The following is a 25927-nucleotide window of genomic DNA, read 5'->3' as shown; positions in this document are numbered from 1 at the left end:
TCACGCTTTCCGGATTATTTGATATCACAGAAGTAAGTGATATCCTCCTGTTTAGTGAAGTGGCTGCCGATTATTTTTTCGACATACACCATATCATACCAAGTCGAGAACTTATACCCGCACTTATGGAATCGTCCCGCGACGGAATAGCCGAGGTGCTTATGGAAACCGAGGCTGTTGTCGGTGAGGTACTTATCCTCGGTCTCGGGGACGGCGATACGCGCGTACAGATTGGTCACGCCCATTTTCCCGAGGGCTTTCTCGAGCTCGGAGTAGAGCAGCCCGCCGATGCCGCATTTCTGATAGTCCTTGTGAGCATAGACCGTCAGCTCCGCCGACCAGTCATAGGCACTGCGGTCGGAGAACGGCGCAGCGTAAGCAAAGCCGACTACCCTGCCCTCGGTCTCGGCGACGATGTAGGGATATTTTGCGGATATCTTCCTCATACGCTCTGCAAACTCCGCCTCGTCGGGCACGTCGTACTCAAAGGATATCGCGGTATACTTGACATAATAGGCGTAGATATCGAGCAAAGCGGCAGCGTCCTGCAAATCCGCGCACCTTAGCAGTAGTTTCATATCATACAACTCCTTTAGAGGCAGCACCGAACAAAGCTGTCAGGCGACCTACAGTTGTTTCATGGTCTTGAGGCAGTTATCGCCGCGTTCTATGGCGACGATACCCGTGCGGCACATCTCCATTATGCCGTAGGGCTTCATCAGCTCGATGAACGCGTCTATCTTGGATGTTTCGCCCGTCAGCTCGCATATGAGGGCAGTGGGAGAGTAGTCCACTATCTTCGAGCGGAAAATCTCGACCGCAGTCATTATGTCCTGTCTTGTAGCGGGCGAATTGCGTATCTTTATGAGCAGCAGCTCGCGGATAACGGTATCATGCGGGTCGAGCACCTCGACCTCCTTGACGTCATGGAGCTTCTCGAGCTGTTTGAGTATCTTGTCGCGAATGTCGTTATCGCCGTGGAAAGCGACAGTTATCCTTGAAAACCCCGCAGACTCCGTCTCGCCGACGGTAAGGCAGTCGATATTGAAGCCGCGGCGCGTGAACATACCCGAAACGCGCGAAAGCACGCCTGATACGTTTGAAACGATAACGCCTATAACGTACTGATTATAATCCATGCACTCACCTCAATCAAAGTCGTTCCACAGCGGAGAAGAGACCGCTTCATCGCAGTCCACGGCGCAGTCGATGACGAAAGTGCCGTCGTAAGCGAAAGCCTCCTCCGCGAGCTTTTTGAGCTCATCGGCAGATGCAGCCCTGCCGCTTCCCGCGCCGAAAGCCTCGGCGACCTTGACGAAGTCGGTCTGTCTTCCGAGTGTAGTCGCGGAGTAGTGCTTGTCGTAGAAGCGTGCCTGTAGCTGGCGCACCATGCCGAGCACACCGTTATTGAAGACAACTACGGTCAGCGGAGTCCCCTGCGCGACAGCAGTCGCGAGCTCATTGAGGTCCATGCCGAAGCTGCCGTCCCCCGTAAAGAGGACGGTGCGTCTGCCCGTCGCAGCGGAAGCGCCGATAGCGGCACCCATGCCGTAGCCCATCGTACCGAGACCGCCGCTCGTGAGGAAAGTCCTCGGCTTGCGGAGCGGATACATCTGAGCGGTCCACATCTGATGCTGTCCGACGTCGGTGACGATAATGCAGTCTTCGGGAGCAATGCCGCTGACCGTGCCGATAATGTCATGCGGCGAAAGCTTGCCCCCGATGTGTCCGTGCTTCCTGTCCGCGAGGTCATATCTGCGGCGCTCCTCCGCACGGAGCTCCTCAATGCGCGCGCTCCACTCGGGGAGCTTTCGCTCGGCGATAATGGGCAGCAGCCTGTAGAGAGCGTCCTTGATGTCGCCCTCTATGGCGAGGTCGGCAGCGACGTTCTTGTCGAGCTCGGCATTGTCGATGTCGATGTGTATGATACGCGGGATATGCCCGTCCCCGAAAGCAGCTCTGTCCGAGAACCGCACACCGAGAGCGATTACGAGGTCAGCCTCGCTCTGAGCGGCAAAGGAGGCATAGTGACCGTGTATGCCGTTCATCCCGAGAAAACGCGGACAGTCGCACGGCACGGCAGAAAGCCCCATGAGCGAGCAGCCGAGCGGCGCATCTGTCTTGTCAGCGAGCGCGAGCAGCTCCTTTGAAGCCTTGCCCGAAATGATACCGCCGCCGAAGTAGATGAAGGGCTTCTGAGCGCTGTTTATCAGTTCTGCTGCTCTGCGCAGCTTATTCTCCGAGGCGAAACTGAGCGGATAAGGGCGAACGGGGTCGGGACGCGGCTCGAAGTCCCATTCAGCCGTCTGTACGTCCTTTGGGATATCCACGAGCACAGGACCTGGTCTGCCTGACTTGGCTATCTTGAAAGCGGAGCGGAGCGTATCCGCGAGCTCGCGAATGTCCTTGACTATGAAATTATGTTTTGTCACGGGCATAGTCACGCCGAGGATATCGACCTCCTGAAAGCTGTCGCGTCCGATGAGACTGCAAGGCACATTGCCCGTGATAGCGACCAATGGCACAGAGTCGAGGTAAGCGGTCGCGATACCCGTAACGAGGTTCGTAGCCCCGGGACCCGAGGTCGCGATACAGACGCCGACCTTGCCCGTAGCGCGTGCGAAACCGTCCGCAGCGTGAGCGGCGCCCTGTTCGTGGGCGGTAAGAATATGTTCGATCCTGTCGCGGCTGAGATAGAGCTCATCGAAGAGGTCAATGACCTGACCTCCGGGGAAACCGAAAACGGTCTCGCAGCCCTGCTCGATGAGTGTCTCGACCACTATTTTTGCACCGGTGATCCTCATAATATCGTTTTCCTTCCGAATAGGGATATACTTCTTCTATTTTAACATTTTTCTCCGTAAAAATCAAGGGCATCTCCAAAAACATATTTGGTCAGGGAAAAAACGCAGTATACGGCGGCAGTCCGCTGACTTCGGGGATAAACACGGCATCCCGCGGACAAGCCGTGTCAGCACGCACACATTGCGCGTCCCTGCCCGCTCCCCCCCTTGACAAACGCAGAAATATGTGCTATAATGCAAGCATAAACCAGTGAGGAAGTGTAAGTAACCGCTTCACAAGCGTCCCAGAGAGCCTGCGTAGGTGTGAGCAGGTACGTGCGGCTGCGGCGAATGGACTTCCGAGGGCGAGCTGAAAGGGCGACCGAGTATGCGAGCCGCAGCGGTACTGCGTTATCAAATCCCGTGTATCACAAGTACACATGAGCGGACGTTTCACACGTCAAGCGGGGTGGCACCGCAGAAGCTATGTATCCGAGCTCCTGTCCTCGACATCAACAATGTCGGGCAGGAGTTTTTATTGTACCGAAAAAAAGACAAAAAGGAGAAAAAAGCTATGTCAAACGAAAAAATACCCTACAAGATCTATCTGGAGGAAAGCGAGCTGCCGAAGCAGTGGTATAACGTGCGCGCGGACATGAAGAAGAAGCCCGCACCGCTCCTCAATCCGGGTACAGGCAAGCCCGTCACAGCCGAGGAGCTTGAGCACGTATTCTGCAAGGAGCTCGTAAAGCAGGAGCTTGACGAGACAAACGCCTATATCGACATTCCCGAGGAGATACTGTCCTTCTACAAGATGTACCGTCCGTCGCCGCTTGTAAGAGCATACTGTCTCGAAAAGGCGCTCGGCACCCCTGCAAAGATATACTACAAGTTCGAGGGCAACAACACCTCAGGCAGCCACAAGCTCAACTCAGCCATAGCGCAGGCATACTACGCAAAGCAGCAGGGACTGAAAGGCGTCACAACCGAAACAGGCGCAGGTCAGTGGGGCACAGCGCTGTCAATGGCGTGCTCATACTTTGGACTTGACTGTCAGGTCTACATGGTAAAGGTCAGCTACGAGCAGAAGCCCTTCCGCCGCGAGGTAATGCGCACCTACGGAGCGAGCGTCACCCCCTCTCCCTCGAATACGACAGAGGTCGGCAGGAAGATACTTGCCGAGTTCCCCGACACGAACGGGAGCCTCGGCTGCGCCATATCCGAAGCAGTTGAGGCAGCCACTTCGCAGGAAGGCTACCGCTACGTACTGGGAAGCGTACTCTCACAGGTACTCATCCACCAGACGGTGATAGGACTTGAGAGCAAGATAGCAATGGACAAATACGGCATCAAGCCCGATATGATAATCGGCTGTGCAGGCGGCGGCTCAAATCTCGGCGGACTTGTTTCCCCGTTCATCGGCGAGATGCTCCGCGGCGAAGCCAATTATCAGGTAATCGCAGTCGAGCCCGCATCATGCCCGAGCCTTACACGCGGCAAGTACGCATATGACTTCTGCGACACAGGCAAAGTGTGCCCGCTCGCCAAGATGTACACACTCGGAAGCGGCTTCATGCCGTCACCGAACCACGCAGGCGGACTCCGCTACCACGGCATGAGCTCCATACTCTCCGAGCTCTACGACCAGGGACTCATCGAGGCGCGCTCGGTCGAGCAGACCTCGGTATTCGAGGCAGCCGAGAAGTTCGCAAGAGTCGAGGGCATCCTGCCTGCTCCCGAGAGCAGCCATGCTATCCGCGTAGCGATCGACGAGGCGCTCAGGTGCAAGGAGACAGGCGAAGAAAAGACGATACTTTTCGGACTCACAGGCACAGGCTACTTTGATATGTACGCATACGGCGCATACAATGACGGCAAGATGAGCGACTATATCCCCACAGATGAAGAGATAGCAAAGTCACTCTCCTCACTGCCCGAGATAAAATAAAACAAGGGGTCCACAGGCTGCCGAAAATGAACAGTAGTTCAGAGCACGGCAGCCTGCTTTTTGTCAATTTAGCGAAACAATAAATAAAAAAACCGCGAAGCGGAATCCGCGGGGGTCCGGGGTGAGGTTCTCACCCCGGCAGGGGGTGACCCGAGGGGGACAGCGTCCCCCTGAGCAGCAGGCAGGCGAGCAAAGCAATGCCTGCCGACCGCTCCGTACATCTTCGCCTCGGCGCAGCCGACGGAACACTTACCGATACTATACAATAAATCCCCCGCAAAGCGGGAATCACCCTCACAGAGGGAGACAGCGTCCCTCCCTGAGAAGCAGGCAGGCGAGCAAAGCAAAGCCTGCCGACCGCCCCGTACACCCTCGCCTCGGCGCAGCCGACGGAACACTTACCGATACTATACAAAATATCCCCCCGCAAAGCGGGAATCACCCTCACCGAGGGAGACAGTGTCCCTCCCTGAGAAGCAGGCAGGCGAGCAAAGCAAAGCCTGCCGACCGCCCCGTACACCCTCGCCTCGGCGCAGCCGACGGAACATCTACCGATACTTTACAATAAATCCCCCCGCAAAGCGGGAATCACCCTCACCGAGGGGACGACGTCCCCCTTGAGAAGCAGGCAGGCGAGCAAAGCAATGCCTGCCGACCGCCCCATACATCCTCGCCTCGGCGCACCATTCACCGTTATCTGCTGCCTTATCAATAAATACCGAAATATCAAGTCTGTCAGGGTATTGACAAATCAATGTCACTTAGTATATAATAGTTTTATCAAAGGCGTAGCAGTCAGAGTAGCTTTTTCGCGGTCTTTCAGAGAGCGGACGGTCGGTGCGAGTCCGCAGACGAAAAAGGTGAAGTGCGGCTGTCAGCTTCGGCGGGGAAACCAAAGTATCCGCCGACGAACTCCCGCGTTAAGGGCTCAGAGTAAAAAACGGAGTGGAACCGCGTAAATACGCCTCCTGTGTCTTCACAGGAGGTTTTTTGCATATTTTACGATGACCGCATGAGAAAAAACCGCATACACAAAGTTGAGTTTCCCTTTTCACGGCATCGGCGGGGTCCGCACCAAACACGATCATTCGCAAAAACCTGCAAGGAGGAATAATATGCAGCTGTATAATTCTCTCTCACACAAAAAAGAGGAGTTCGTACCGCGTGAGGCGGGAAAGGTCTCGATGTACACCTGCGGCCCGACCGTGTACCACTATGCGCACATCGGCAACCTCAGAAGCTACATCATGGAGGATATCCTCGAGAAATACCTGCGTTTCACGGGGCTTGATGTCAAGCGCGTGATGAATATCACCGATGTCGGACATCTCACAAGCGACGGCGATACGGGCGACGACAAGATGCTCAAGGGCGCCAAGCGCGAGCACAAGACCGTCATGGAGATAGCCAAGTTCTACACCGACGCATTCTTCGCAGACTGCGCCAAGCTAAACATCAAGACACCCGATGCGGTCGTACCCGCGACCACGTATATCGACGAGTTTATCCGCGTTATCTCTGCCCTTATGGACAAAGGCTACGCTTACGAGGCAGGCGGCAACATCTACTTCGACACCTCAAAGCTCGAAAAATACTACGTGTTCAATGACTTCAAGGAGGAGGACCTCGCAGTAGGCGTCCGCGAGGGCGTCGAGGAGGACGAGAACAAGCGCAGCAAAGCCGATTTCGTACTGTGGTTCACCAAGTCAAAGTTCGACGACCAGGAGCTGAAATGGGAGTCTCCGTGGGGCGTGGGCTATCCTGGCTGGCATATCGAGTGCTCGTGCATAAGCATGAAGAACCTCGGCGAATACCTTGATATCCACTGCGGAGGCATAGACAACGCCTTCCCGCACCACACCAACGAGATAGCGCAGTCCGAGGCATACCTCGGGCATAAGTGGTGCAATTACTGGTTCCACGTTCACCACCTCAATACAAACAGCGGCAAGATGAGCAAATCGAGCGGCGAGTTCCTCACGGTGTCTCTCCTTGAGGAGAAGGGCTACGACCCGCTCGTTTACCGCTTCTTCTGCTTACAGTCGCACTACCGCAAGTCTCTCGTGTTCTCGTGGGAGAACCTCGACAACGCGAAGGTCACATTTGACAAGCTCATCGCGAAGATAGCTCCGCTCACTGCTGACAAGTCGGGCGACATCGACAAGGCTGAGTCCGACCGCCTCATGCAGAGCTTCAACGACGCTCTCGGCAACGACCTCAACACCGCTATGGGTATAACCGTGCTCTACGATGTGCTGAAATCTGCTGCAAACAACGCGACAAAGCTCGCTCTCATCAGCGAGTTCGACAAGGTGCTCGGGCTCGACCTCATCAAGAAGGCGGAAGCTAAGGCGAACTCTGTAGGGGACGGCGTCCTCGACGTCCCGAGTGACGTTATGGAGTTAGTCGAGCAGCGCAAGGCAGCCCGCAAGGAGAAGAACTTCGCGCTCGCAGACGAGCTCCGCGACAGGATAGCAGCTCTCGGCTATGAGATAAAGGAGACTCGTGAGGGTACACAGATAGCCAAGAAATAGCAAAGGATGGGGACTATATGCTGCTTGCTCTCGATGAACAGACTAACCCGCTTTTCAAACTGATCGGTTATTCCTTAACTCTGTTTGTGGCAATAGGGCTGATTTATGAGGTAGCCGGACTGATAAGCCTGTTTGCCCTGCGTATACTGTTCAAAAAGGCTGACCGCCCCGGCTGGTCGGCTTTCATTCCCGTATACAATGTATTCCAGATGTCAAAGATCGCAACAGGAAAAAGCACTATGGCTGTCTTAATTTCCGTCTTAATCGGTCTATACCTGCTGCCGCAGATATTATTATTAATAATCAGTCCAATCGAAATGCTTGTTGACTCCCCAACGTTTACGTTTGTGGTGAGCACTGTCTTAATGATGTTCGTTCAGACAGGAATGATGGGTTTGTTGATAGCTTTGATCCTATTTGGTGTTCTTTCATACTCCTTCGTCAAATCATACGGCAAGGAGCCGTATCTTTGCAGACTCGCAATTTTTTTCGCTCCGTTCATATTCATCATAATAGGCTTCAGCAAAAAAACGGAGTACGTAGGTCCAAACTGAAATTCAATTATAAACATTTGCTACTTAAGACGAGCTCCGCGACAAGATAGCGGCTCTCGGCTATGAGATAAAGGAGACTCGTGAGGGTACACAAATTAACAAGCTTTAAACCAAGGGCTATGCTTTCGGCAAGTAACAATCGCGGGAATATACTTGTCGCTCATATATGTGAACGAGTTTACGAGTGACCACGCGAACCGCCCGCGGGGGCTCCCCGCCGCGATGGTACACAAATTAACAAGCTTTAAGGCAAGGGCTCTGCTTTCGGCGAGTAACAATCGCGGGAATATACTTGTCGCTCATATATGTGAACGAGTTTACGAGTGACCACGCGAACCGCCCGCGGGGGGCTCCCCGCCGCGAGGGTACACAGATAACCAAAAAATAATGTATAAACGGAGGTAATTAACTATGAGTACAAATGAAGGAATGGCTTTAGCAGGACTAGGAATATTCTTTATTATCCTTATCGGAATAGCTTTTCTCGTTGCGCTGGTGATGCTGGTCATCAATTTCGTCTCGATGTGGAAGCTCTTCGAGAAGGCGGGCGAGGACGGCTGGAAGGCGATAATCCCGATATACAACACCATAATAATGTCAAAGATAGCTACGGGCAATTACAAGCTCGGTATAGCGTCACTATGCACATCGGCAGCCTACTCATTATGCATGGGCGTAGCAAACACCATCAACGCCATCGCTACCTCGGGTGACGGCTCTCTTGCGATACTCAGCATTATCTCGCTCCCGCTTTCACTTTTAAGTATGGTGCTGAGCATCGGAATGGCAGTGCTGACAGGATATTTCCGCTACATCTTCACCGAGTCCTACGGCAAGGAAACGGTATGGTGCGTGCTTTCGATATTCTTCGGACCCATTATCTATATCGTAATGGCATTCGACGGTAAAACAAGCTACGTCGGACCGAAAAACCACATCAAATGGTTTGAATGAACAGGGCTGTGTCACGCTTGACATTTGAGCGTGTATGATGTAAAATAATAGCAATGACAATAATTCACCGAAAGAGGTACTTAAAATGCTTAAAAACAACGAAAAAGTCATGGACAAGATCGTCGACCTTTGTAAATCGAAGGGCTTTGTATACCCTGGCTCCGAGATATACGGCGGTCTCGCCAATACATGGGACTACGGTCCGCTGGGCGTCGAGCTCAAGAAGAACATCAAGAATGCGTGGATGAAGAAGTTCGTGCAGGAGAACAAGTACAACGTAGGTCTTGACTCGGCTATCCTCATGAACCCCCAGACATGGGTCGCATCGGGACATATCGGCGGATTCTCCGACCCGCTCATGGACTGCAAGGAGTGCAAGACCCGTCACCGCGCCGACAACCTCATCGAGGACTTCGACGGCACCAACGTTGCGGGCTGGACCAACGAGCAGATGATGGACTACATCAAGGAGAAGAACATCGTCTGCCCAAACTGCGGCAAGCAGAATTTCACTGATATCCGCCAGTTCAACCTCATGTTCAAGACCTTTCAGGGCGTTACGGAGGACAGCAAGGCTGAGCTCTATCTCCGCCCCGAGACAGCACAGGGCATATTCGTAAACTTCGCCAACATCCAGAGAACTACCCGCAAGAAGGTCCCCTTCGGCGTAGCACAGGTCGGCAAGTCCTTCCGCAACGAGATAACTCCGGGAAACTTCATCTTCCGTGTACGCGAGTTCGAGCAGATGGAGCTTGAATTCTTCTGCAAGCCGGGCACCGACCTTGAGTGGTTCGACTACTGGAGAAGCTACTGCAAGAACTTCCTGCTCAGCCTCGGTCTCAAGGAGGAGAATATCCGTCTGCGCGACCACTCTCCCGAGGAGCTCTGCTTCTACTCAAAGGCAACTACCGACTTCGAGTACCTCTTCCCCTTCGGCTGGGGCGAGCTCTGGGGCGTAGCCGACAGAACAGATTACGACCTCACCCAGCACATCAACACAAGCGGCAAGTCTCTCGAATACTTCGACCCCGAGACCAACGAGAAGTACATTCCCTACGTCATCGAGCCATCGCTCGGCGTAGAGAGGCTCTTCCTCTCTGTCGTTACTGAGGCATATGACGAAGAGGAGCTCATCTCCACCGACAAGAACGGCAACGAGAAGAAGGATGTCCGCACAGTTATGCACTTCCACCCCGCACTCGCACCGTATAAGTGTGCAATTCTGCCGCTCGTAAAGAAACTCTCGCCCAAGGCAGAGGAGATATACGAGATGCTGTCAAAGAAGTTCATGGTAGACTATGACGAGTCGGGCACTATCGGCAAGAGATACCGCCGCGAGGACGAGATAGGCACGCCCTTCTGCATCACAGTCGACTTCGACACCATCGAGAAGGACAACTGCGTAACCGTCCGCGACCGCGACACAATGGAGCAGGAGCGTATCGCTGTTGATGACCTTGTTGCCTTCCTTGAGGCAAAGATGGAGTTTTAATCAAAACATAATAAGGGCATAAGACGATTCTCTTTGTAGGGAACGCCGCCCTCGGCGTTCCGCCGCACGACGACCGGCGGCAATACGGAACGGCGGGGGCGCCGTTCCCTACGATTATTTCCACAGATGTGATTTGTAGGGGCTGGCGTCCCCGACAGCCCGAATCGGAGAAATACTATGAACAACGAAAAGAAAGCGACAATAATCGGCAGGATAGTGCTCGGGCTGAGCATTTTCGCGCTCGCGGCGTTTATCGCCCTCGCGGTCTCGGTAATGCTTTTTTTCAGATCGTGTACCAAGGTCGAGCCCAACAGCGGCAAGGAGCCATACACCACCGACTACATAGAAAACTGGCTCGAGGACTGCTACGGCACTGACTTCACGTTCGTGCGCGAGCTCGAAACTGCCGAATATTCCGACGAAACAGCCTATCTTTACTCCGACGCAAACGGAGTGGAATTCTCGGTCGTCCAGTTCCTCAACCACGGCTATATGTTCAACTCGCACTACGAGGTGACCGACTACTACCTATCTGCTAAGATGTTCGCGGACAGGGACGTCCTCGCAAAGCTCGACGATTCGGGAGTTTCTTACAGCTTCAAGCCCGAGGGGGAGGTGCGCTCTCCCTACAAGTGCGAGATATGCGTCAGCAGAAGCAACGAAATCGAGCCCGCTGCCGACGTGCTCTACAGCATTGCCGACCGATACATCATTCCCAAATTCAAAAACGGTAAGAAATACGGCGCGGAATTTGACAGCTTCTCGCATATGAGCCCATGCTTCGTGCTCGTCGACAGCGACGGAAGCTGGCTCTCCGACTTCGTCAATATCCCGACTACGCCCGATGGGCAATACCCCTATATCATAAAATCCAAGCCCGAGCTCATCTCGCAGGCAAAGGAAAGATTTACTTCACGTTCTGCCGCTCAAAAGGAGGAATAAAATGTTCAAAGGAAGATATCTTCTCTCCGCGGCGCTTGCTCCCGCGGTGATACTCTTTTTCTACATACGCAAAAAGGACAAGGTCGAACCCGAACCGATGAAGCTGCTTCTCCAGCTCGTGGGACTGGGCGGTCTGTCCATTATCCCCGCCATAATCCTCGAGCTCATCGGCGGTGCGGTGCTCTCGCTGGTGCTCAGCGAAACAAGCCCGATATACCAGTTCCTCGACTGCTTCTTCGTCATCGCGGTCGCAGAGGAGGGCTGCAAATTCGCTTGTCTCTTCCTGCGGACGTGGTGGTCGAAGGAGTTCAACTACACCTACGACGCCGTAGTATACGCAGTGTCGGTGTCGCTCGGATTCGCTGCGCTCGAGAACGTGCTCTACGTATTTGAGGGCGGCTTCGGAGTCGCACTTCTGCGTGCTCTGACGTCAGTCCCTGGGCACACCATATTCGCCGTATACATGGGCTATCACTACGGCGTAGCCAAGAAGGCGTGGTGCGCGCGCAAGATACCGCTTACCATAGCGGGCTTTGCGATATCGTTCATACTGCCTGTACTGATACACGGCTTCTATGATTTCTGTCTTTCAGTCGGAAACTGGCTGTTCGTGATCGTTTTCCTCATGTTCGAGGTAGTGATAACCGTCCTCGCCTTCCTTACCGTAAACAGGCTCTCACGCGAGGATTCACCCGTTTCACCGTATTCATACGTATGACATGAAGCGGCAGATGTACATCCGCCTGCTTGTATCAGATACTACTCACGCAACTGCGAAAGGAGATGTGAAGCTTGGAAGCATCCGAATACAAATGTCCGAACTGCGGCGCCGACCTGAAATTCGACCCGACTATCCAGAAACTCGGCTGTGAATACTGCGACAGCTCGTTCACGATCGAAGAGGTAAAGCAGATATACGCAGAGCTCGAGGCTCTTCCCACCGACGAGGTGGTCGAGGAGGCAAAAGACGAGTTCGCCGAGCACACCAACCTCTACCACTGCCAGAGCTGCGGAGCCGAGATAATGGCTGACGACGGTCAGACGGCTCTCTTCTGCTACTACTGCCATAATCCCGTCATTCTTGCGGGCAAGCTCACAGGCGACTACAAGCCAAACAAGGTCATCGGATTCAGATATACGCGCGAGCAGGCTCTCGACGCGTTCAAGAACTGGTGCAAGGGGCGCAAATTCGTGCCGAGCGACTTCAAGTCGCAGCAGCAGCTCGAAAAAATGACAGGACTGTATGTGCCGTTCTGGGTGGCGGACTGCGACGTTGACGCCCGCTATTCCGCGACGGGCAAGAAGGTCCGTACATGGACATCGGGCCAGTATGTCTACACCGAGACCAAGGAGTTCCGCATAATCAGGAACGCGCGCATCCTCAACAAGGGGATCCCCGCCGACGGCGAGAGCAAGATAGACGACCTGCTCATGGAAGCGATCGAACCCTTTGACTACAAAGACCTCAAGGACTTCTCGATGTCCTACCTCAGCGGCTTCTACGCCGACAAGTACGACGTCGACCGCGCAGGCGTATTCCCGCGTATCCGCGAGCGCTCCGACAAGGTAGCGCGCGAGGTCATACAGAAAAGTATAGCGAAGGGGTATTCCTCGATAAAGGTCGACAACGAGAGCTACAATATCCTCAAGACCGACTGGAGCTATATGATGCTCCCCGTGTGGTTCATGAGCTACAAGTACAACGATAAGGTCTACGAGTTCGCAATGAACGGTCAGACAGGCAAGCTCGCGGGAACACCGCCTCTTTCCAAGCCCAAGCTCTTCGCATTCTCCTCTATAATAGGACTGATCGTGGGAGTTATCTGCTTTCTGGGAGGTGCGCTGCTATTATGAAACGTCTTATATCGGCAGCAGCTGCCGCGATCATAGCGATAATGCTGATGCTCCCGTTCTGTACTCTGTGTGCCTCCGCCGAGAATACCGCGGCAGGCTGGTCGGGAGACAGCTCTCTCTCATGCGTTATCGACAACGCGGGCATATTCAATGACAAGAGCTACGTTCTCGAACAGCTCAACTCGAGCACAAGAGAATACTCCGAGAAGCTGCAAATGAATATCTGCGTTTTCATCGCAGGACCTCAGTACCGAATGAGCGACAGTGACGAGGTGCAGTTCTGCAAGAAGGCATACTCCGAGCGTTTCGGCGATGATACCGACGGCGTGTACCTCTTCATTGATATGACGGGCAAAAAGCCTGCCTATGACTATATGGCTACAGCAGGCAAGGCTATCCTCTTCTATCAGGAGGACGTGGACGAGATCCTCGACGCCTCGCTCTGCTATCTGCCCTCATCCGATTCTTTCAGTGCAGACACGGACTATTCCTCCGATGTAAGGACAGCTATAAATTCCTTCTACGGTCAGCTGAACGAGTATCAGGAAGATTTTCGCGCAGGACTGAAATATTATTACGACAAGAACACGAAAAAGTACATCTACTATTTAAACGGCGAGCTGAAGGTCACTGAATTCAAACCGCCCGCCGTGTACCTCAAGGCATTGCTCATAGCAATTGTCGGAGGCGGCATCGCCCACCTCATCACCTTCTTTGTCGCCAAGAGCAACTACAAGTTCAAGGCAAAGACGAACCCCAACATCTACCTTGCAAAGGACGAGACGCGGTTCTCGGTAAATAACGACGAGCTGATCCGCTCGCACACATCGACGACGCATATCCCGCAGAGCAGCGGAGGCGGAGGCGGCGGAGGCTTCCGCAGCGGAGGCGGAGGCGGCGGCAGCTTCGGCGGCGGCGGCAGACACCGTTAAGGCAACACCGCACAAAGCCCGCCTGAAGGCTAAATTGAAAATGAATGGGGCGATGTCCACATCGCCCCCCTTCACATTGATTTATAGGGGCTGATGTTGGCATCAGCCCCTACTTCTGTTCATACATAAGCAATACGGAGTATTTATTGAGGGAAACCCTTTTGAAAAAGGGTTCTCCCTCAAACTCCCTTCCTAAAACTTTCAATTTAAATTTTGCCCCTATGGGGTACTCTTCTTGTATGGAAAGAGTTAGTCTTTTTTTTTCGTGAGAGTACCCCATAGGGGCAAAATTTGGGCTAAAAGTCTTTGGTAAGGCGCTCGGGGGTGACTCCCCGCAGTGCGGGGAGATGTCGCGAAGCGACAGAGGGGACCGCCGCTGTTGGCGGAACCTTTCTACAGAAAGGTTTCCCCCGATAAGTCCCGTATTGCTTCCGTATGAGCACAGCCGCTCACTTGATACCCGCCTCGTTTCTGAAACGGGCATTATACTCGTTATACGCCTTGACGATCAGCTCCGCGCACAGCTCATCGCCGAGCTCGGCGCTGTTGAGGCAGAGCGAATAGAGGTCCTTATCCTGCCAGCTTCTGCCTGTGTTGACGTTGAAGAAGGTCTCACGGCGCTTGTCGATCTTTTTCAGCATATTCTCGGCCTTGTTCGGGGCGACGCCGTACTCCTCGGTCGCGCGCTGTATCCTCGCGTCGTGCGGAGCGTAAATATACACGCTGAAACAGCCCTTATCCTCGAGGATATAGCTGCCGCACCGACCGACGAGGACAAAACCGTTCTCGCGCTCGGCTATCTCGCTGATGATGCGGCTCTCCATGAGGAAGACCTTATCCGAGAGGGGCAGATTCTCCTCCATAGTTCTTGCGGGATTAGCCGAGAGCAGCAGAGAATAGAGGAAGCTCGTAGGCACGCTCTCCTCGGCAGATTCGAGGTACTCGGCGGAAATACCGCATTTCTGGGCAGTCATTTCGAGTATTTGTCTGTTATAGTAGTTGACGCCGAGTTTTTCCGCAGCAAGCTTGCCTATGGTACTGCCGCCGCTGCCGTACTGACGTTCGATAGTGATGATAGTTTTCTTCATATCAATGGCCTCCGCTTCCTTATATATAATATAACATAATATAATTATACCACAAAAATCAGATATTTCAACAATGTCGAATAAAAAACACCTGTTTTTAAATGTGATTCTACCTTTTATACAAGTGAATGTTGAAATACTTGTGCAGTCCGTACAACAAACCATCGCATTCAACGCAACTTTCGACCTCCTGCCGCAAGAAATGGTATATGAGAGAACAGCAGAGCCGACGCTGTTTCCGCCGAAATCATCCGTGCGCAGTATATAGGCAACACCGCACAAAGCCCGCCTAAAGGCTTTGTACTGGATATGCTTGCATATTTTCCGTCATCTTGCACAGAAATCCCTTGACATACGTCAGTATGCCTGCGGAATTTCTATACAATCTGACGAAAAATCTGTCGGCGCATCTCCAGCACAAGCTTTGTGCGGTATTGCCTATAATGCTATGACAAAAAAATATCATTCCCCGCTATTGACAGTTTGACAAAAATTGTATATAATAGTATTTGAGGGTAAATCGGTATTTTCGGTTTCCCTGCGCGGCATTTCCGCCGCACTGAAACGATAATCTTTTAGGAGGTATATATCAATGTCACTGACAAAGAACCCCAATGTATTAAAGTGGGTCGACGAGATGGTCGCTCTCTGCAAGCCCGACAAGGTAGTATGGATCGACGGCTCCAAGGAGCAGCTCGACGCTCTCACAGAAGAGGTAACATCTCTCCCCGACGACAGCTGGGACAAAATGTACAAGCTCAACCCCGAGAAGTACCCCAACTGCCTCTACCACAGAACACGCCAGAACGACGTTGCCCGCGTTGAGGACAGAACATTCATCTGCTCGAAGGAAAAGAAGGGCGCAGGTCCTACAAACAACTGGATGGACCCCGAAGAGATGAAGGCTAAGCTGATCCCCATGTACGACGGCGTAATGAAGGGCAGAACGATGTATGTCATCCCCTATTCCATGGGCCCCATCGGCTCTCCTCTTGCCAAGGTAGGCGTTGAAGTTACCGATTCTATCTACGTTGTGCTCAACATGAACATAATGACAAGAATGGGCAAGCAGGCATTCGAGAACCTCGGCGATACCTCCGACGATTTCGTAAGAGGCCTCCACTCCAAGGCAAACGTTGACCCCGAGAACAGATACATCGTACAGTTCCCCGAGGAGAACGCTATCTGGTCGATCAACTCCGCATACGGCGGAAACGTACTTCTCGGCAAGAAGTGCTTTGCACTCCGTATCGCATCTTTCCAGGGCAAGAACGAAGCATGGATGGCAGAGCATATGCTCATCCTCGGCGTAAAGAAGCCCAACGGCGACATCAAGTACATCACAGCAGCATTCCCGTCGGCTTGCGGCAAGACAAACCTCGCAATGCTCATCCCGCCCGAGGGATACAAGAAGGACGGCTATGAGGTATTCACAGTCGGCGACGATATCGCATGGATGAAGCCAGGCAAGGACGGCAGACTCTACGCTATCAACCCCGAGAACGGCTTCTTCGGCGTTGCTCCTGGAACAAATGCAAAGTCAAACTACAACGCTCTTGCTTGCACAAAGGAAGGCGCTATCTTCACAAACGTAGCACTCGACAACTCCGACAACACAGTTTGGTGGGAGAAGCTCAACGATAATCCGCCCAAGGACGCTACCGAGTGGACAGGTATCAAGTGCAACGGTGAGGAATGGGTAAAGGAAGGCAAGAAGCTTGCTCACCCCAACTCAAGATTCACAGCACCCGCAAAGAACTGCCCGTGCATCAGCCCCGAGTTCAACAATCCCGAGGGCGTGCCCGTATCGGCTATCATCTTCGGCGGACGCCGTGCTACAACAGCTCCGCTCGTATATCAGTCGTTCGACTGGACACACGGTACATACATCGGCTCAGCAGTTTCGTCTGAGACAACAGCTGCTGCAACAGGTGCAGTAGGCGTACTCCGTCACGACCCGATGGCAATGAAGCCCTTCATCGGCTACAACGTAGGCGACTACTGGGCTCACTGGCTCGAAATGGGCGCAAGACTTGGCAGCAAGGCTCCTAAGATATTCAACGTAAACTGGTTCAGAACAGACGACGAAGGCAACTTCCTGTGGCCCGGCTACGGCGAGAATATGCGTGTTCTCGACTGGATCATCAAGCGTGTTGACGGCGAAGTAGACGCTGTAGAGACACCTATCGGATACCTCCCCAAGCCTGAGGACATCAACCTCAGCGGCATCGAGGACGAGGTAACTCCCACAGCACTTCAGGCTCTCCTTACGGTAGACAAGGAAGAGTGGAAGAAGGAGATCGCCGAGATGAGAAGATACTATGACGAGGACATCAAGGCAAAGGGCGGCAATATCCCGCAGGCTCTCTACGATGAGCTCGACATGATAGAGGCAAACCTCAACAAGTAATGCGCCAAGCGGGCGCGCGCGGTTCGCGTTGAAACCTGTTTCAGGGCGGCAGTGCTCCCCCGCGGTTCATACAAAAATAAAAGGCTATCGGGCGACCGATAGCCTTTTTGTATAATTGCATGGGACGGCGGAGAACCCAATAATCCCGCATAAAACACCATCGTGTAGGGGCGCCGATTGGGCGTACTTGCCATAACAGAACAATGCCATGATACAATATGTAGGGGGCGATGCCCACATCGCCCCGCCAATCCCCCCAGTCATACCCACGGCAACTATCTGTAGGGGACGGCGTCCTCGACGTCCCACGCCTTACATAACACCTGACAGCAACCAACTGTAGGGGCTCTTTTATACCGCAGCCTTTTTGCTGATGACGATGCAGGTGACGTTATCCCAGCCGCCTTTGGTGAGGGCCTTTTCCGCGAGAGCCTCCGAATAATTCGAGTGCCGCTCGCCGAGGACGCCTGCTATCTCCTCGTCGCTGCACATATCGGTCAGACCGTCGCTGCATATCAGCACCTTGCCGTCTCCGAGCTCGACGGGCTCGTGTGCATAGGCAGTCAGCCCCATTTCGTCGTCGTCCACGCCGAGGAAAGTTATCAGTTTATGCGCGTCGGAGCTGCTGCGTATCTCTGCTTTCAGCTTGCCGTCGCGCAGCTTCTGAGCGGCGAGGGTATGGTCCTGAGAGAGGCGGGTGAGCTTGCCGCCGCTGTAGTAATACACGCGGCTGTCACCGAGATTGAAGCTGTAGACCATGCCGTTATCTATGCACACCATAGCAAGCGTAGAGCCGCTCCTGCCGCATTTTTTCTGCCCGGCCATGCGGCAGATACCTGCATTTGCGGCGTTGGCGAAGTCGTTGACGGCGCTGTGGAGCCTGCTGATATCCACGCTTCGGAGGATCTCCGCGCGCTTGCTCAGAGAGGTCACTGCAATTCTGGAAGCGAGCTCGCCGTAAGCCTCTCCGCCCATGCCGTCGCAGACCGCGAAAATATAACGGATATGGCCTCCCACAGCCTTGCTCAGGAGGCAGCTCTCCTCGGATTTTATGCCGAATCCGTCCGCATAGAAGCTGTCCTCGTTGCCTTCGCGGACGAAGCCTACGTCCGTGACAGCTGACACGATCAGCTCGCCGTCCTCGGATTCGTCGTCGTCTGTCCCTGCGAGTATCGAGACGTACGGCTCCTCTTTTTTACCGAATAATCGTAACATTTATATCATCTCTTTCATGCGGAGCTTATTTTTTTCTGTCCGCGCTTTTCGACAAAAGTCGATTTTGTTCAACAATGCTATTATATCACGGAGCTTATGAAAAATCAAGGGCTTTGCGGGAACTCTCCACGCGAACTGTCGGGGCGCCGTTTCCGTGTCCTGATATGGATAAATGTTTTATTTTATTTACAATTATAAATGCCGTTTTTATTGTAAAAAACGCATTGTTTCACGTGGAACAATGTTTTTTTTGTTGCTTTACAGTCTCCGTTTCAAATATAGCTAAATGTTTTAATTTTATACAGAGTTAGATATTGCAAACGCTTAAAAATTGACACCTTTTCTCTATAGTGTTAGAATATACTAAGAAGGATAATTATGTTAGGAGAATAGAAAATGACACTCAAAGAAGTCAGGGTCGGCGATACCGTCCGAGTCACACAGATAGGCGGCGAGGGTGCGCTGCGTCAGCACTTCCTCGACATGGGAATAATCCCGCATACTGAAATAACCGTCTCTAAACTCGCACCTATGGGCGACCCTATGGAGCTGACACTGCACGGCTACGAGCTGACGCTGAGGCTCGCGGACGCCGAGCTGATACAGGTCGAGCCCACTGAGAAAAAAGCCGCAAGCTCCAGAAAAGCCGAAATGAAGCGCTCCGAGCACCCAGGTCTCGGCGAGGGAGGAAAGTTCCACCCAAAGGGCAGCGGTACTCCCCTGCCCGCGGGCACGGTAATGACATTTGCGCTTGTCGGAAACCAGAACAGCGGCAAAACTACGCTTTTTAACCGCCTTACAGGCTCGAAGCAGCACGTCGGCAACTTCCCCGGAGTGACCGTCGACCGCAAGGACGGGGCTATAAAAGGTCATCCCGACACGCTGATAACCGACCTCCCGGGTATATATTCGATGTCGCCGTATACGAGCGAGGAGATAGTTTCCCGAAATTTCGTGCTCAACGAGAAGCCCCATGCCATCATAAATATCGTTGACGCCAATAATATCGAGCGCAACCTCTACCTCACAATGCAGCTTCTCGAGCTGAATATCCCTATGGTCGTTGCTGTAAATATGATGGACGAGCTGACCTCAAACGGCGGCAGTATTGACTTCAACGATATGGAAAAAATGCTCGGAGTGCCCGTAGTTCCGATATCTGCGGCTAAAAACGAGGGTATCGAGGAGCTCGTCGAGCACGCCGTTCACGTCGCGTACTACCGCGAGCCGCCCGTTATACAGGACTTCTGCGAGAAGTCCGAAAACGGCGGCGCTGTTCACCGCTGTCTGCACGGTATCTGCCACCTCATAGAAGGGCGCGCCGAGCAGTCGGGGCTGCCTATCCGCTTCGCGGCAAGCAAGGTCGCAGAGGGCGACGAGCTTATCATCAGTCAGCTCGGGCTCGACGACGGCGAAAAGGCCCTCATGGAGCACATCGTGCGCCAGATGGAGAAGGAGCGCGGGCTCGACAAGAGCGCCGCTATAGCGGATATGCGCTTCCGCTTCATTAACAGGCTGTGCTCCGAGACTGTCATCAAGCCAAAGGAGAGCAAGGAGCATATCCGCAGCCGCCGCATAGACAGGGTGCTGACAGGAAAATATACCGCTATTCCCGCCTTTATCGGCATTATGGGGCTCGTTTTCTGGCTGACCTTTAACGTCATCGGAGCGTGGCTGCAAGGGCTGCTCGAGGAGGGTATCGGCTACTTCACCGATGTCGCCGACTCCGCCCTCACGCGCGCTCATGTCAACGACGCTATCCACAGCCTCATAATCGACGGTATCTTCGCGGGAGTGGGCAGCGTGCTCAGTTTTCTGCCCATTATCGTCACGCTCTTCCTATTCCTCTCGCTGCTTGAGGACAGCGGCTATATCGCCCGCGTTGCCTTCGTTATGGATAAGCTGCTGCGTAAAATAGGGCTCTCGGGACGCAGTATCGTTCCGCTGCTCATTGGCTTCGGCTGTACCGTACCCGCTGTAATGGCGACAAGGACGCTCCCCAGTGAGCGTGACAGAAAAATGACTATCCTGCTCACCCCGTTTATGAGCTGTACCGCGAAACTGCCTATCTACGCCTTTTTCATCAGCGCTTTCTTCCCCAAAAGAGGCGGCCTCATTATGACGGGGCTCTACCTCCTCGGCATCGTCGTCGGCATCTTCGCCGCCATTTTCTACAGGCATACCCTCTTCCGCGGCGAGCCCGTCCCCTTCGTTATGGAGCTCCCGAACTACCGTATGCCAGGGGTCAGAAATACCACGCAGCTCCTCTGGGAGAAGGCTAAGGACTTCCTCCAGAGAGCGTTCACGGTCATTCTCATCGCCACTATCGCCGTGTGGTTTTTGCAAAGCTTCGGGCTCAATCTCGCCCTCGTCGAGAACCCCGAGGACAGTATTCTCGCCTCTGTCGCGCGGCTCGCCGCTCCGATCATGAAGCCCGCGGGGCTCGGCGACTGGCGTATCTGCGTTTCCCTCGTGACGGGTTTCATCGCTAAGGAGAGCGTTGTCTCGACGATGAAGATCCTCTTCGCGGGCGATGTCACTGCGTTTATGTCTCCCATTACCGCGGCTTCTCTGCTCGTGTTCTCGCTCCTGTATACCCCATGCGTGGCTGCGATTGCCTCCGTTCGCCGCGAATACGGCAGAAAATGGGCTGCATTCGTGGTCGTGTGGCAGTGCGGGATCGCCTGGCTCGCGGCGGCTGCCGTTCAGCTCGTCGGACTTGCAATGGGTAAGTGAACATGAATGCTGTTGATATCTTCCTAATAATCATCATCGCTGCGGCAGTCGTCGGAGCGCTTGCGTTTATCCTCCGTCACCGCAAGGACGGAGGCTGCGGAGGCTGCGAGGGCTGCGCTTACAGCGACAGCTGCAAAAAGAAAAAGAATTAAGGAGGGCTTAATATGGACTACAGAAAATTCGGAGAGAGCTACTATATCCGCCTCGACAAGGGCGACGAGATAATCACCTCGCTGCTCGATATCTGCGGAAAGGAGGGCATTTCAAGCGCTACCTTCTACGGTATCGGCGGTTGCAGCTCGGCTGAGATACAGACCTTTATCCCCGAGAGCGGCAGCTTCGAGACCGAGACCGTCAGCGGTATGCTTGAACTCGTGTCCATGACGGGCAACATCGCCGTCAACGAGAGCGGCAGGCTCACGCACCATACTCACGCCCTCTTCTCCTACAAGCAGGACGGCGCACATCTCACTTCGGGCGGGCACATCAAGTCGATAACCGTGCTCTACACCGCGGAGATAGAGCTCCGCCCCGTCGTCGGAGGCATCATACGCAAGAAGAAAGACCCGATAACAGGTACGGGATTCTGGAATTTTGATTAAGGAAAAACAGCCATTGGGCATATGCTCAATGGCTGTTCTGCTTATTTGATTGAATTCAGCTTCTTCTGCAATTCTATCATGTGATTACGGCAGGCGGTTATCTCGCCCGTGTACTTGTTGAACCACTCTACGTCCGTTTCGTCAGGCTGCTCCTGAAGCAATATCGCCTGTACAAGCGCCGACTGCGAACGCGAACGCTTTCTCTCTATCTCCTTGATAGTGTTCATGCACAGCCTTATTTCCTTCTTTAATCGACTCTTTTCTCCCATCATCTATCCTCCTTCCGTTAATGCCCCTGCTTATCTATCGAATCTACAAGAGCCTGCGCTTCTTCATATCCTTGGTCGAGCTCCGCAAGTATATCATCTACGGCTTTTTTCGCTTCCGTTAGCTTTTCCTCGGTCTGCATCTGCTCGGGATACCGCATTATGCAGGTGTGGAACTCGTTTATCGTCTTCTTCCTGTCATCGCTGAGACGATTGAGCAGAAATGCGAACGAATCCGCACTGCTCATATCACTTATCAGGCGGACATAGCGGAAATCCTTATCACCCTCGGCATTGAGGTAGGAGTCTATGTCCTCGGACACATGGCTCAGATTAGCCGTGTACTGTATGTAGTACTTCTCCTGAGTCCGCTTCGTTTCGTCAATGTACAGTCCGATGAAAACAAGCAGTGCTACAAGTGTGACCGCAAACAGAACGATAGCACTAATCATTCTCCTTTTCATCAACGATTCCTGACTTGTCCGCATCGTTCTCATCCTCCGTGTATCCTATTTCTTCAAGCCGCCGCTTCTCCTTCTCTATCGCCTCTCTGACCGCTGACTCGCGGCGCTCCTTTTCCTCCTGCTCGTGGTCTTCGCTGAGCTTCCTGCCGAGCTTCATCACTGTTTTCAGCTCGTACAGCGCTATCAGCGTCGTCGGTATCATCACGAGGAGAAGCAGTATCTTCCTCGAATCGGTGAACGAATTCACCCATATGAAAAACTGTGCCTTGCGCTTGAATCTGCCGACTATCTTGTCGGGGGCGACCGTTATGCTGTCGTCGACGGGGTTGGCGTCGCCGCGGGTGATGAATCTGCCGTCATCGCTCTTGCCGACTATCCTGTGCGTCACGAGCATTCCGTAGATGTCGCTCTGCTCGGAATAAAACGAGATTATGTCACCATTTGTCAGCTCCTCGGGGTCGGTCTTTTCGATTATGATGAAGTCTCCCACGTGGAGCGAGGGCTCCATACTGCCCGTAACTACGCGGAGTATGCTGTGCCCGAATATGTCGACCGCCTTGCCCTGCGCCGAGAATACCATGACATATATCACGAATCCGAGCGCGAGCACTACCAATACCGTTGCGATGATGTTCGCTATCCTGTTGGTGTTGTCGCTATCCTCCTCGGAGCTTTCGGCGGCTTCTGCCTGCTGAGCCTGTATCTCCTTGACCTTTTCGGCATTAGCACGGATGCTCTCTTCAAGCTCGCGCTTCTCCTGCCTGCGCTCCTGCCATGCACGCATCAGCTTCTCTGCTGTGCCTACGTGGTACTCCTTGTACAGACGATTCATCTCCGCCTGTATCGCGGCGGTCTCCTCGGCTGTCCTTACAGGGGGCGTATATGCGGGTCTCGGCTTGCTCTTGTCTGCTTTGCGCTTTTTGCGCTTGAACTTCCAGTCACTGATAAAGCGCCTGAGCTGGTACTTGGCGACCTTCGCGTACTTGCGGTAGTATACCTCCATTTCGGTACGCTCCTGCTTTTCGCGCTCCTTCTGCTCCTTCCCCGCCTTCTTTTCGGCAAGGAGCTGCTTATACAGCGGGTTGTCCGTATCTTCGGGGATAATGCCGAATACGGTCGCGAGCAGATGCCTTATCAGCCTCATCAGCACATATATCGGATTCCACGAGTATTCGCGGTATATATCCCTGAAATGCTTGCTCTCGAAGTGCAGACGCTCTGCCTTGAGACGCTGGGCTCGCTCTGCTTCGGCGCGTTCCTTCTCGCGCTTCTGCTGTTCGAGCTTCATGCGGGCTGCGACAGCTCGCGGGTCTTCGAGCTCTGTCTCGGTCTCGCCGTTTGCCTCCATTGCCTCCTTCGCGGCTTCGAGCTCCTCATCGGTGACGGATTCGTACGCCTGCTTTTCGAGCTCTGCTTCATCGGGCGCTCTGTTGAGCTCCTCGTCGGCTATGCCCTCTGCTCCTCCGAGCTCATGGCGGGCGAGCTGCCTGTTCTGCTCGATACGCTCACGCTCGGCGGCAGCACGCTCCTCTTCCTCTCTCTTCAGGCGCTCTTCCTCTTCGAGTCTGCGCTGCTCCTCGAGACGAGCCTGTCGCTCCTCCTCAAGACGCTGACGCTCGCGCTCCTCGGCTTCCTGCTCGGCGCGCTTCTTCGCAAGCATCTCTTGCAGTCGCTTCTCTTCCTCTTCTTTGGCTATGCGCTGGCGTTCGAGCTCTGCCTTGCGCTCTTCCTCGATACGCTCCTGCTCCAGTCGGCGCGCCTCTGCCTCGATGCGGAGCCGTTCCTCCTCTTTGCGCCTCTTTTCGAGCTCCTTGATGTACTCAGTCTCTATCTCGATGACCTCGTTTATCTGCTCGAACATGAGGTTGAGGTCGGGCGGCAGCTTCTTCTCGAGCCTGAATTCGCCGTCTGCTGCGATATAGCCCGCTACCGCCTCTGACGTTACACTGTAGTCGGCGGCAAGTTCTTTGCTGAACTTCTTCTCGAATTTCGGAGCTATCTTCTTGCCCTTGTGCTCCTTCAGCACCTCGAGCTTTTTCTCCGAGTCGTTGTTCATGTATGAACGGAACAGCAGGAGGTTCAGCACTACCATTTTGTAGAAGTCCTCGATGTACTCCCTCTGCGGCTTGACTGCGCTGTTCTGCACGTTTATCTCGTAGCCTACCTTGTCGTAGCTCTCGATGTACTGCCACAGCGTCAGGCAGGCTTTGAGGTCTACGTTCTTCATTATCGCGTTCGTCCGCATTACGGGCGGGCGGATGTACGTCGCGCCGAGGGTGGTGCAGAGCTCTGAGCCCTTGTAGCCCTCTATCGCCTTTTTCAGCTTCTCTACGCGCTGCCATACCGTATAGCCGTTGTCGTCGTATGTGTCAAGGCTGTCTACCGTCTCTATTTTCAGCTCGACCTTCATTCGTCCGCCGTTTCCGTCGTCTATAGACGTGTCGTAGCCGAGGGAGAAGACCTCCTCGTCGCGGGCGACCTGTGCAAGCTTCTCATATCTGGTGTTGATGAAGATGAAAAGCCTGTCTATCAGCGTGTTCACAAACTTGTTCTCGTAGGTGAACATACTCTCTTCCTTGTGGATGTTCAGTATCTTCGACGGCGTTATCTTGCCCGTTTTTTTGTCGATGCTCTGTATAAGGTCGGTGTGCTGGGCGAGGTGCTTGACCGAATCTACCGTTATTTTCCTCGACAGCGCTATCGGTACTACCTCCTCCACGTCCTCTATCGTCTTCCTCGGGGCGCGCAGGAAGTTGTCCACGTGGACGAGGCCGTTCTCTATCGCCTCTACCCATGATACGTCTATCGCCTTCTCCATTATCTTCTTGTTGAAGGCAAAGGTATTATGGCTCGAACGGAGGAGAGAGTCAAGCGCGGAATATACTTCGTCGTCGTCGAATGCCTCGGAAAATTCGCTGAATTCCTTGTACCACTCGCTGTATCCGTTTTTCACTTGCTCTCACCTGCCTTTTTTGCTTGGAATAATTATTGCTGCGCCTTTTCTGGGACGCTGTCCCAGCCCCTGTCAGAGGCTCTGCCTCTGAACTCCGCAAGGGCTCTGCCCTTGACCCGCCAAGGGGCGCACCCCTTGGAACCCAGTTTTCGTTGCCGCTCGTTTCACTCGCTCACTCTGTTCAAAAGTCATAGTTTGCT

21 protein-coding genes and 1 other annotated feature are annotated in these 25927 nt (G+C 53.6%); of the genes, 13 read left to right on the top strand and 8 right to left on the bottom strand.

The features are described 5' to 3' along the window. Window positions 1–14 precede the first annotated feature (14 nt). From BMX22_RS13565 to ilvB, 3 genes are read right to left on the bottom strand one after another with little or no spacing between them, the layout of a single operon-like run. Window positions 15–578, bottom strand: coding sequence for a GNAT family N-acetyltransferase (locus BMX22_RS13565; RefSeq protein WP_074742957.1), 564 nt, complete (start codon window positions 576–578; stop codon window positions 15–17). 48 nt (window positions 579–626) lie between these two features. Beyond that, window positions 627–1139 carry an acetolactate synthase small subunit gene (gene ilvN, locus BMX22_RS13560; protein WP_074742956.1) on the bottom strand — a complete coding sequence of 171 codons (513 nt, stop codon included), beginning with the start codon at window positions 1137–1139 and terminating at the stop codon, window positions 627–629. Between the two features lie 9 nt (window positions 1140–1148). Continuing rightward, on the bottom strand, window positions 1149–2804 hold the full coding sequence (gene ilvB, locus BMX22_RS13555; RefSeq protein ID WP_074742955.1) for a biosynthetic-type acetolactate synthase large subunit: 1656 nt from the start codon (window positions 2802–2804) through the stop codon (window positions 1149–1151). A gap of 553 nt (window positions 2805–3357) precedes the next feature. Here ilvB and BMX22_RS13550 point away from each other — a divergent pair. The 9 genes from BMX22_RS13550 (at window position 3358) to BMX22_RS13510 (ending at window position 13993) form a co-directional block, all read left to right on the top strand. Beyond that, window positions 3358–4731, top strand: a complete 1374-nt coding sequence (locus BMX22_RS13550) for a TrpB-like pyridoxal phosphate-dependent enzyme (RefSeq protein WP_074742993.1) — start codon at window positions 3358–3360, stop codon at window positions 4729–4731. Window positions 4732–5511: 780 nt separating this feature from the next. Beyond that, window positions 5512–5703 (top strand) — a binding site (T-box leader). A 143-nt stretch (window positions 5704–5846) separates the two neighbouring features. Next, window positions 5847–7265 carry a cysteine--tRNA ligase gene (gene cysS, locus BMX22_RS13545; RefSeq protein WP_074742954.1) on the top strand — a complete coding sequence of 473 codons (1419 nt, stop codon included), beginning with the start codon at window positions 5847–5849 and terminating at the stop codon, window positions 7263–7265. Between the two features lie 17 nt (window positions 7266–7282). Beyond that, window positions 7283–7819, top strand: coding sequence for a DUF5684 domain-containing protein (locus BMX22_RS13540; protein WP_074742953.1), 537 nt, complete (start codon window positions 7283–7285; stop codon window positions 7817–7819). Between the two features lie 411 nt (window positions 7820–8230). Continuing rightward, a complete protein-coding gene (locus BMX22_RS13535; RefSeq protein ID WP_074742952.1) occupies window positions 8231–8773 on the top strand; it encodes a DUF5684 domain-containing protein in 543 nt (180 codons plus the stop codon). A gap of 85 nt (window positions 8774–8858) precedes the next feature. Then, window positions 8859–10265, top strand: coding sequence for a glycine--tRNA ligase (locus BMX22_RS13530; protein ID WP_074742951.1), 1407 nt, complete (start codon window positions 8859–8861; stop codon window positions 10263–10265). 177 nt (window positions 10266–10442) lie between these two features. Further along, on the top strand, window positions 10443–11207 hold the full coding sequence (locus tag BMX22_RS13525) for a hypothetical protein (protein WP_074742950.1): 765 nt from the start codon (window positions 10443–10445) through the stop codon (window positions 11205–11207). A gap of 1 nt (window position 11208) precedes the next feature. Beyond that, window positions 11209–11925, top strand: coding sequence for a PrsW family intramembrane metalloprotease (locus tag BMX22_RS13520; RefSeq protein WP_074742949.1), 717 nt, complete (start codon window positions 11209–11211; stop codon window positions 11923–11925). A gap of 74 nt (window positions 11926–11999) precedes the next feature. Continuing rightward, a complete protein-coding gene (locus BMX22_RS13515) occupies window positions 12000–13061 on the top strand; it encodes a hypothetical protein (protein WP_074742948.1) in 1062 nt (353 codons plus the stop codon). Beyond that, on the top strand, window positions 13058–13993 hold the full coding sequence (locus BMX22_RS13510; protein ID WP_074742947.1) for a hypothetical protein: 936 nt from the start codon (window positions 13058–13060) through the stop codon (window positions 13991–13993). The genes BMX22_RS13515 and BMX22_RS13510 overlap by 4 nt, the downstream gene beginning before the upstream one ends. 449 nt (window positions 13994–14442) lie before the next feature. Here BMX22_RS13510 and BMX22_RS13505 read toward each other — a convergent pair whose 3' ends face one another. Then, window positions 14443–15081, bottom strand: a complete 639-nt coding sequence (locus tag BMX22_RS13505; protein ID WP_074742946.1) for an AAA family ATPase — start codon at window positions 15079–15081, stop codon at window positions 14443–14445. A gap of 592 nt (window positions 15082–15673) precedes the next feature. On the opposite strand from BMX22_RS13505, the gene BMX22_RS13500 reads away from it, so the two are divergent. Next, complete coding sequence (locus tag BMX22_RS13500; RefSeq protein ID WP_177173035.1) at window positions 15674–17491, top strand: phosphoenolpyruvate carboxykinase (GTP); 1818 nt, start codon at window positions 15674–15676, stop codon at window positions 17489–17491. A gap of 351 nt (window positions 17492–17842) precedes the next feature. Here BMX22_RS13500 and BMX22_RS13495 read toward each other — a convergent pair whose 3' ends face one another. Beyond that, window positions 17843–18706, bottom strand: a complete 864-nt coding sequence (locus BMX22_RS13495) for a PP2C family protein-serine/threonine phosphatase (RefSeq protein ID WP_074742945.1) — start codon at window positions 18704–18706, stop codon at window positions 17843–17845. A 396-nt stretch (window positions 18707–19102) separates the two neighbouring features. Between BMX22_RS13495 and feoB the strand changes: the two genes are divergently transcribed. Genes feoB through BMX22_RS13480 form a run of 3 tightly spaced genes read left to right on the top strand, consistent with a single transcriptional unit; the run spans window position 19103 to window position 22044 of the window. Beyond that, the gene (feoB, locus tag BMX22_RS13490) at window positions 19103–21442 is read left to right on the top strand and encodes a ferrous iron transport protein B (protein WP_074742944.1); all 2340 of its coding nucleotides are present in this window, start codon (window positions 19103–19105) and stop codon (window positions 21440–21442) included. A 2-nt stretch (window positions 21443–21444) separates the two neighbouring features. Next, window positions 21445–21594, top strand: a complete 150-nt coding sequence (locus BMX22_RS13485) for a FeoB-associated Cys-rich membrane protein (protein ID WP_081349216.1) — start codon at window positions 21445–21447, stop codon at window positions 21592–21594. Between the two features lie 12 nt (window positions 21595–21606). Continuing rightward, the gene (locus BMX22_RS13480) at window positions 21607–22044 is read left to right on the top strand and encodes a PPC domain-containing DNA-binding protein (RefSeq protein WP_074742943.1); all 438 of its coding nucleotides are present in this window, start codon (window positions 21607–21609) and stop codon (window positions 22042–22044) included. Window positions 22045–22085: 41 nt separating this feature from the next. On the opposite strand, the gene BMX22_RS13475 is transcribed toward BMX22_RS13480, so the two are convergent. The 3 genes from BMX22_RS13475 to BMX22_RS13465 are packed head-to-tail and all read right to left on the bottom strand — an operon-like array spanning window position 22086 to window position 25727. Then, the gene (locus BMX22_RS13475; protein ID WP_074742942.1) at window positions 22086–22313 is read right to left on the bottom strand and encodes a hypothetical protein; all 228 of its coding nucleotides are present in this window, start codon (window positions 22311–22313) and stop codon (window positions 22086–22088) included. Between the two features lie 17 nt (window positions 22314–22330). Beyond that, complete coding sequence (locus tag BMX22_RS13470) at window positions 22331–22774, bottom strand: hypothetical protein (protein WP_318259755.1); 444 nt, start codon at window positions 22772–22774, stop codon at window positions 22331–22333. After that, the gene (locus tag BMX22_RS13465) at window positions 22755–25727 is read right to left on the bottom strand and encodes a signal peptidase I (protein WP_074742940.1); all 2973 of its coding nucleotides are present in this window, start codon (window positions 25725–25727) and stop codon (window positions 22755–22757) included. The genes BMX22_RS13470 and BMX22_RS13465 overlap by 20 nt, the downstream gene beginning before the upstream one ends. Window positions 25728–25927 lie beyond the last annotated feature (200 nt).

The sequence above is a fragment of the Ruminococcus sp. YRD2003 genome, assembly GCA_900109435.1.
Lineage (GTDB): Bacteria > Bacillota > Clostridia > Oscillospirales > Ruminococcaceae > Ruminococcus > Ruminococcus flavefaciens_G.
The sequence above is the reverse complement of the archived record's forward strand: the minus strand, read 5'-3'. Positions and strand labels throughout refer to the sequence as shown.

Coding starts and splice junctions, on each gene's coding strand:
- BMX22_RS13565 (WP_074742957.1), bottom strand. CDS start 578: ATGAAACTACTGCTAAGGTGCGCGGATTTGCAGGACGCTGCCGCTTTG.
- ilvN (WP_074742956.1), bottom strand. CDS start 1,139: ATGGATTATAATCAGTACGTTATAGGCGTTATCGTTTCAAACGTATCA.
- ilvB (WP_074742955.1), bottom strand. CDS start 2,804: ATGAGGATCACCGGTGCAAAAATAGTGGTCGAGACACTCATCGAGCAG.
- BMX22_RS13550 (WP_074742993.1), top strand. CDS start 3,358: ATGTCAAACGAAAAAATACCCTACAAGATCTATCTGGAGGAAAGCGAG.
- cysS (WP_074742954.1), top strand. CDS start 5,847: ATGCAGCTGTATAATTCTCTCTCACACAAAAAAGAGGAGTTCGTACCG.
- BMX22_RS13540 (WP_074742953.1), top strand. CDS start 7,283: ATGCTGCTTGCTCTCGATGAACAGACTAACCCGCTTTTCAAACTGATC.
- BMX22_RS13535 (WP_074742952.1), top strand. CDS start 8,231: ATGAGTACAAATGAAGGAATGGCTTTAGCAGGACTAGGAATATTCTTT.
- BMX22_RS13530 (WP_074742951.1), top strand. CDS start 8,859: ATGCTTAAAAACAACGAAAAAGTCATGGACAAGATCGTCGACCTTTGT.
- BMX22_RS13525 (WP_074742950.1), top strand. CDS start 10,443: ATGAACAACGAAAAGAAAGCGACAATAATCGGCAGGATAGTGCTCGGG.
- BMX22_RS13520 (WP_074742949.1), top strand. CDS start 11,209: ATGTTCAAAGGAAGATATCTTCTCTCCGCGGCGCTTGCTCCCGCGGTG.
- BMX22_RS13510 (WP_074742947.1), top strand. CDS start 13,058: ATGAAACGTCTTATATCGGCAGCAGCTGCCGCGATCATAGCGATAATG.
- BMX22_RS13505 (WP_074742946.1), bottom strand. CDS start 15,081: ATGAAGAAAACTATCATCACTATCGAACGTCAGTACGGCAGCGGCGGC.
- BMX22_RS13500 (WP_177173035.1), top strand. CDS start 15,674: ATGTCACTGACAAAGAACCCCAATGTATTAAAGTGGGTCGACGAGATG.
- BMX22_RS13495 (WP_074742945.1), bottom strand. CDS start 18,706: ATGTTACGATTATTCGGTAAAAAAGAGGAGCCGTACGTCTCGATACTC.
- feoB (WP_074742944.1), top strand. CDS start 19,103: ATGACACTCAAAGAAGTCAGGGTCGGCGATACCGTCCGAGTCACACAG.
- BMX22_RS13485 (WP_081349216.1), top strand. CDS start 21,445: ATGAATGCTGTTGATATCTTCCTAATAATCATCATCGCTGCGGCAGTC.
- BMX22_RS13480 (WP_074742943.1), top strand. CDS start 21,607: ATGGACTACAGAAAATTCGGAGAGAGCTACTATATCCGCCTCGACAAG.
- BMX22_RS13475 (WP_074742942.1), bottom strand. CDS start 22,313: ATGGGAGAAAAGAGTCGATTAAAGAAGGAAATAAGGCTGTGCATGAAC.
- BMX22_RS13470 (WP_318259755.1), bottom strand. CDS start 22,774: ATGAAAAGGAGAATGATTAGTGCTATCGTTCTGTTTGCGGTCACACTT.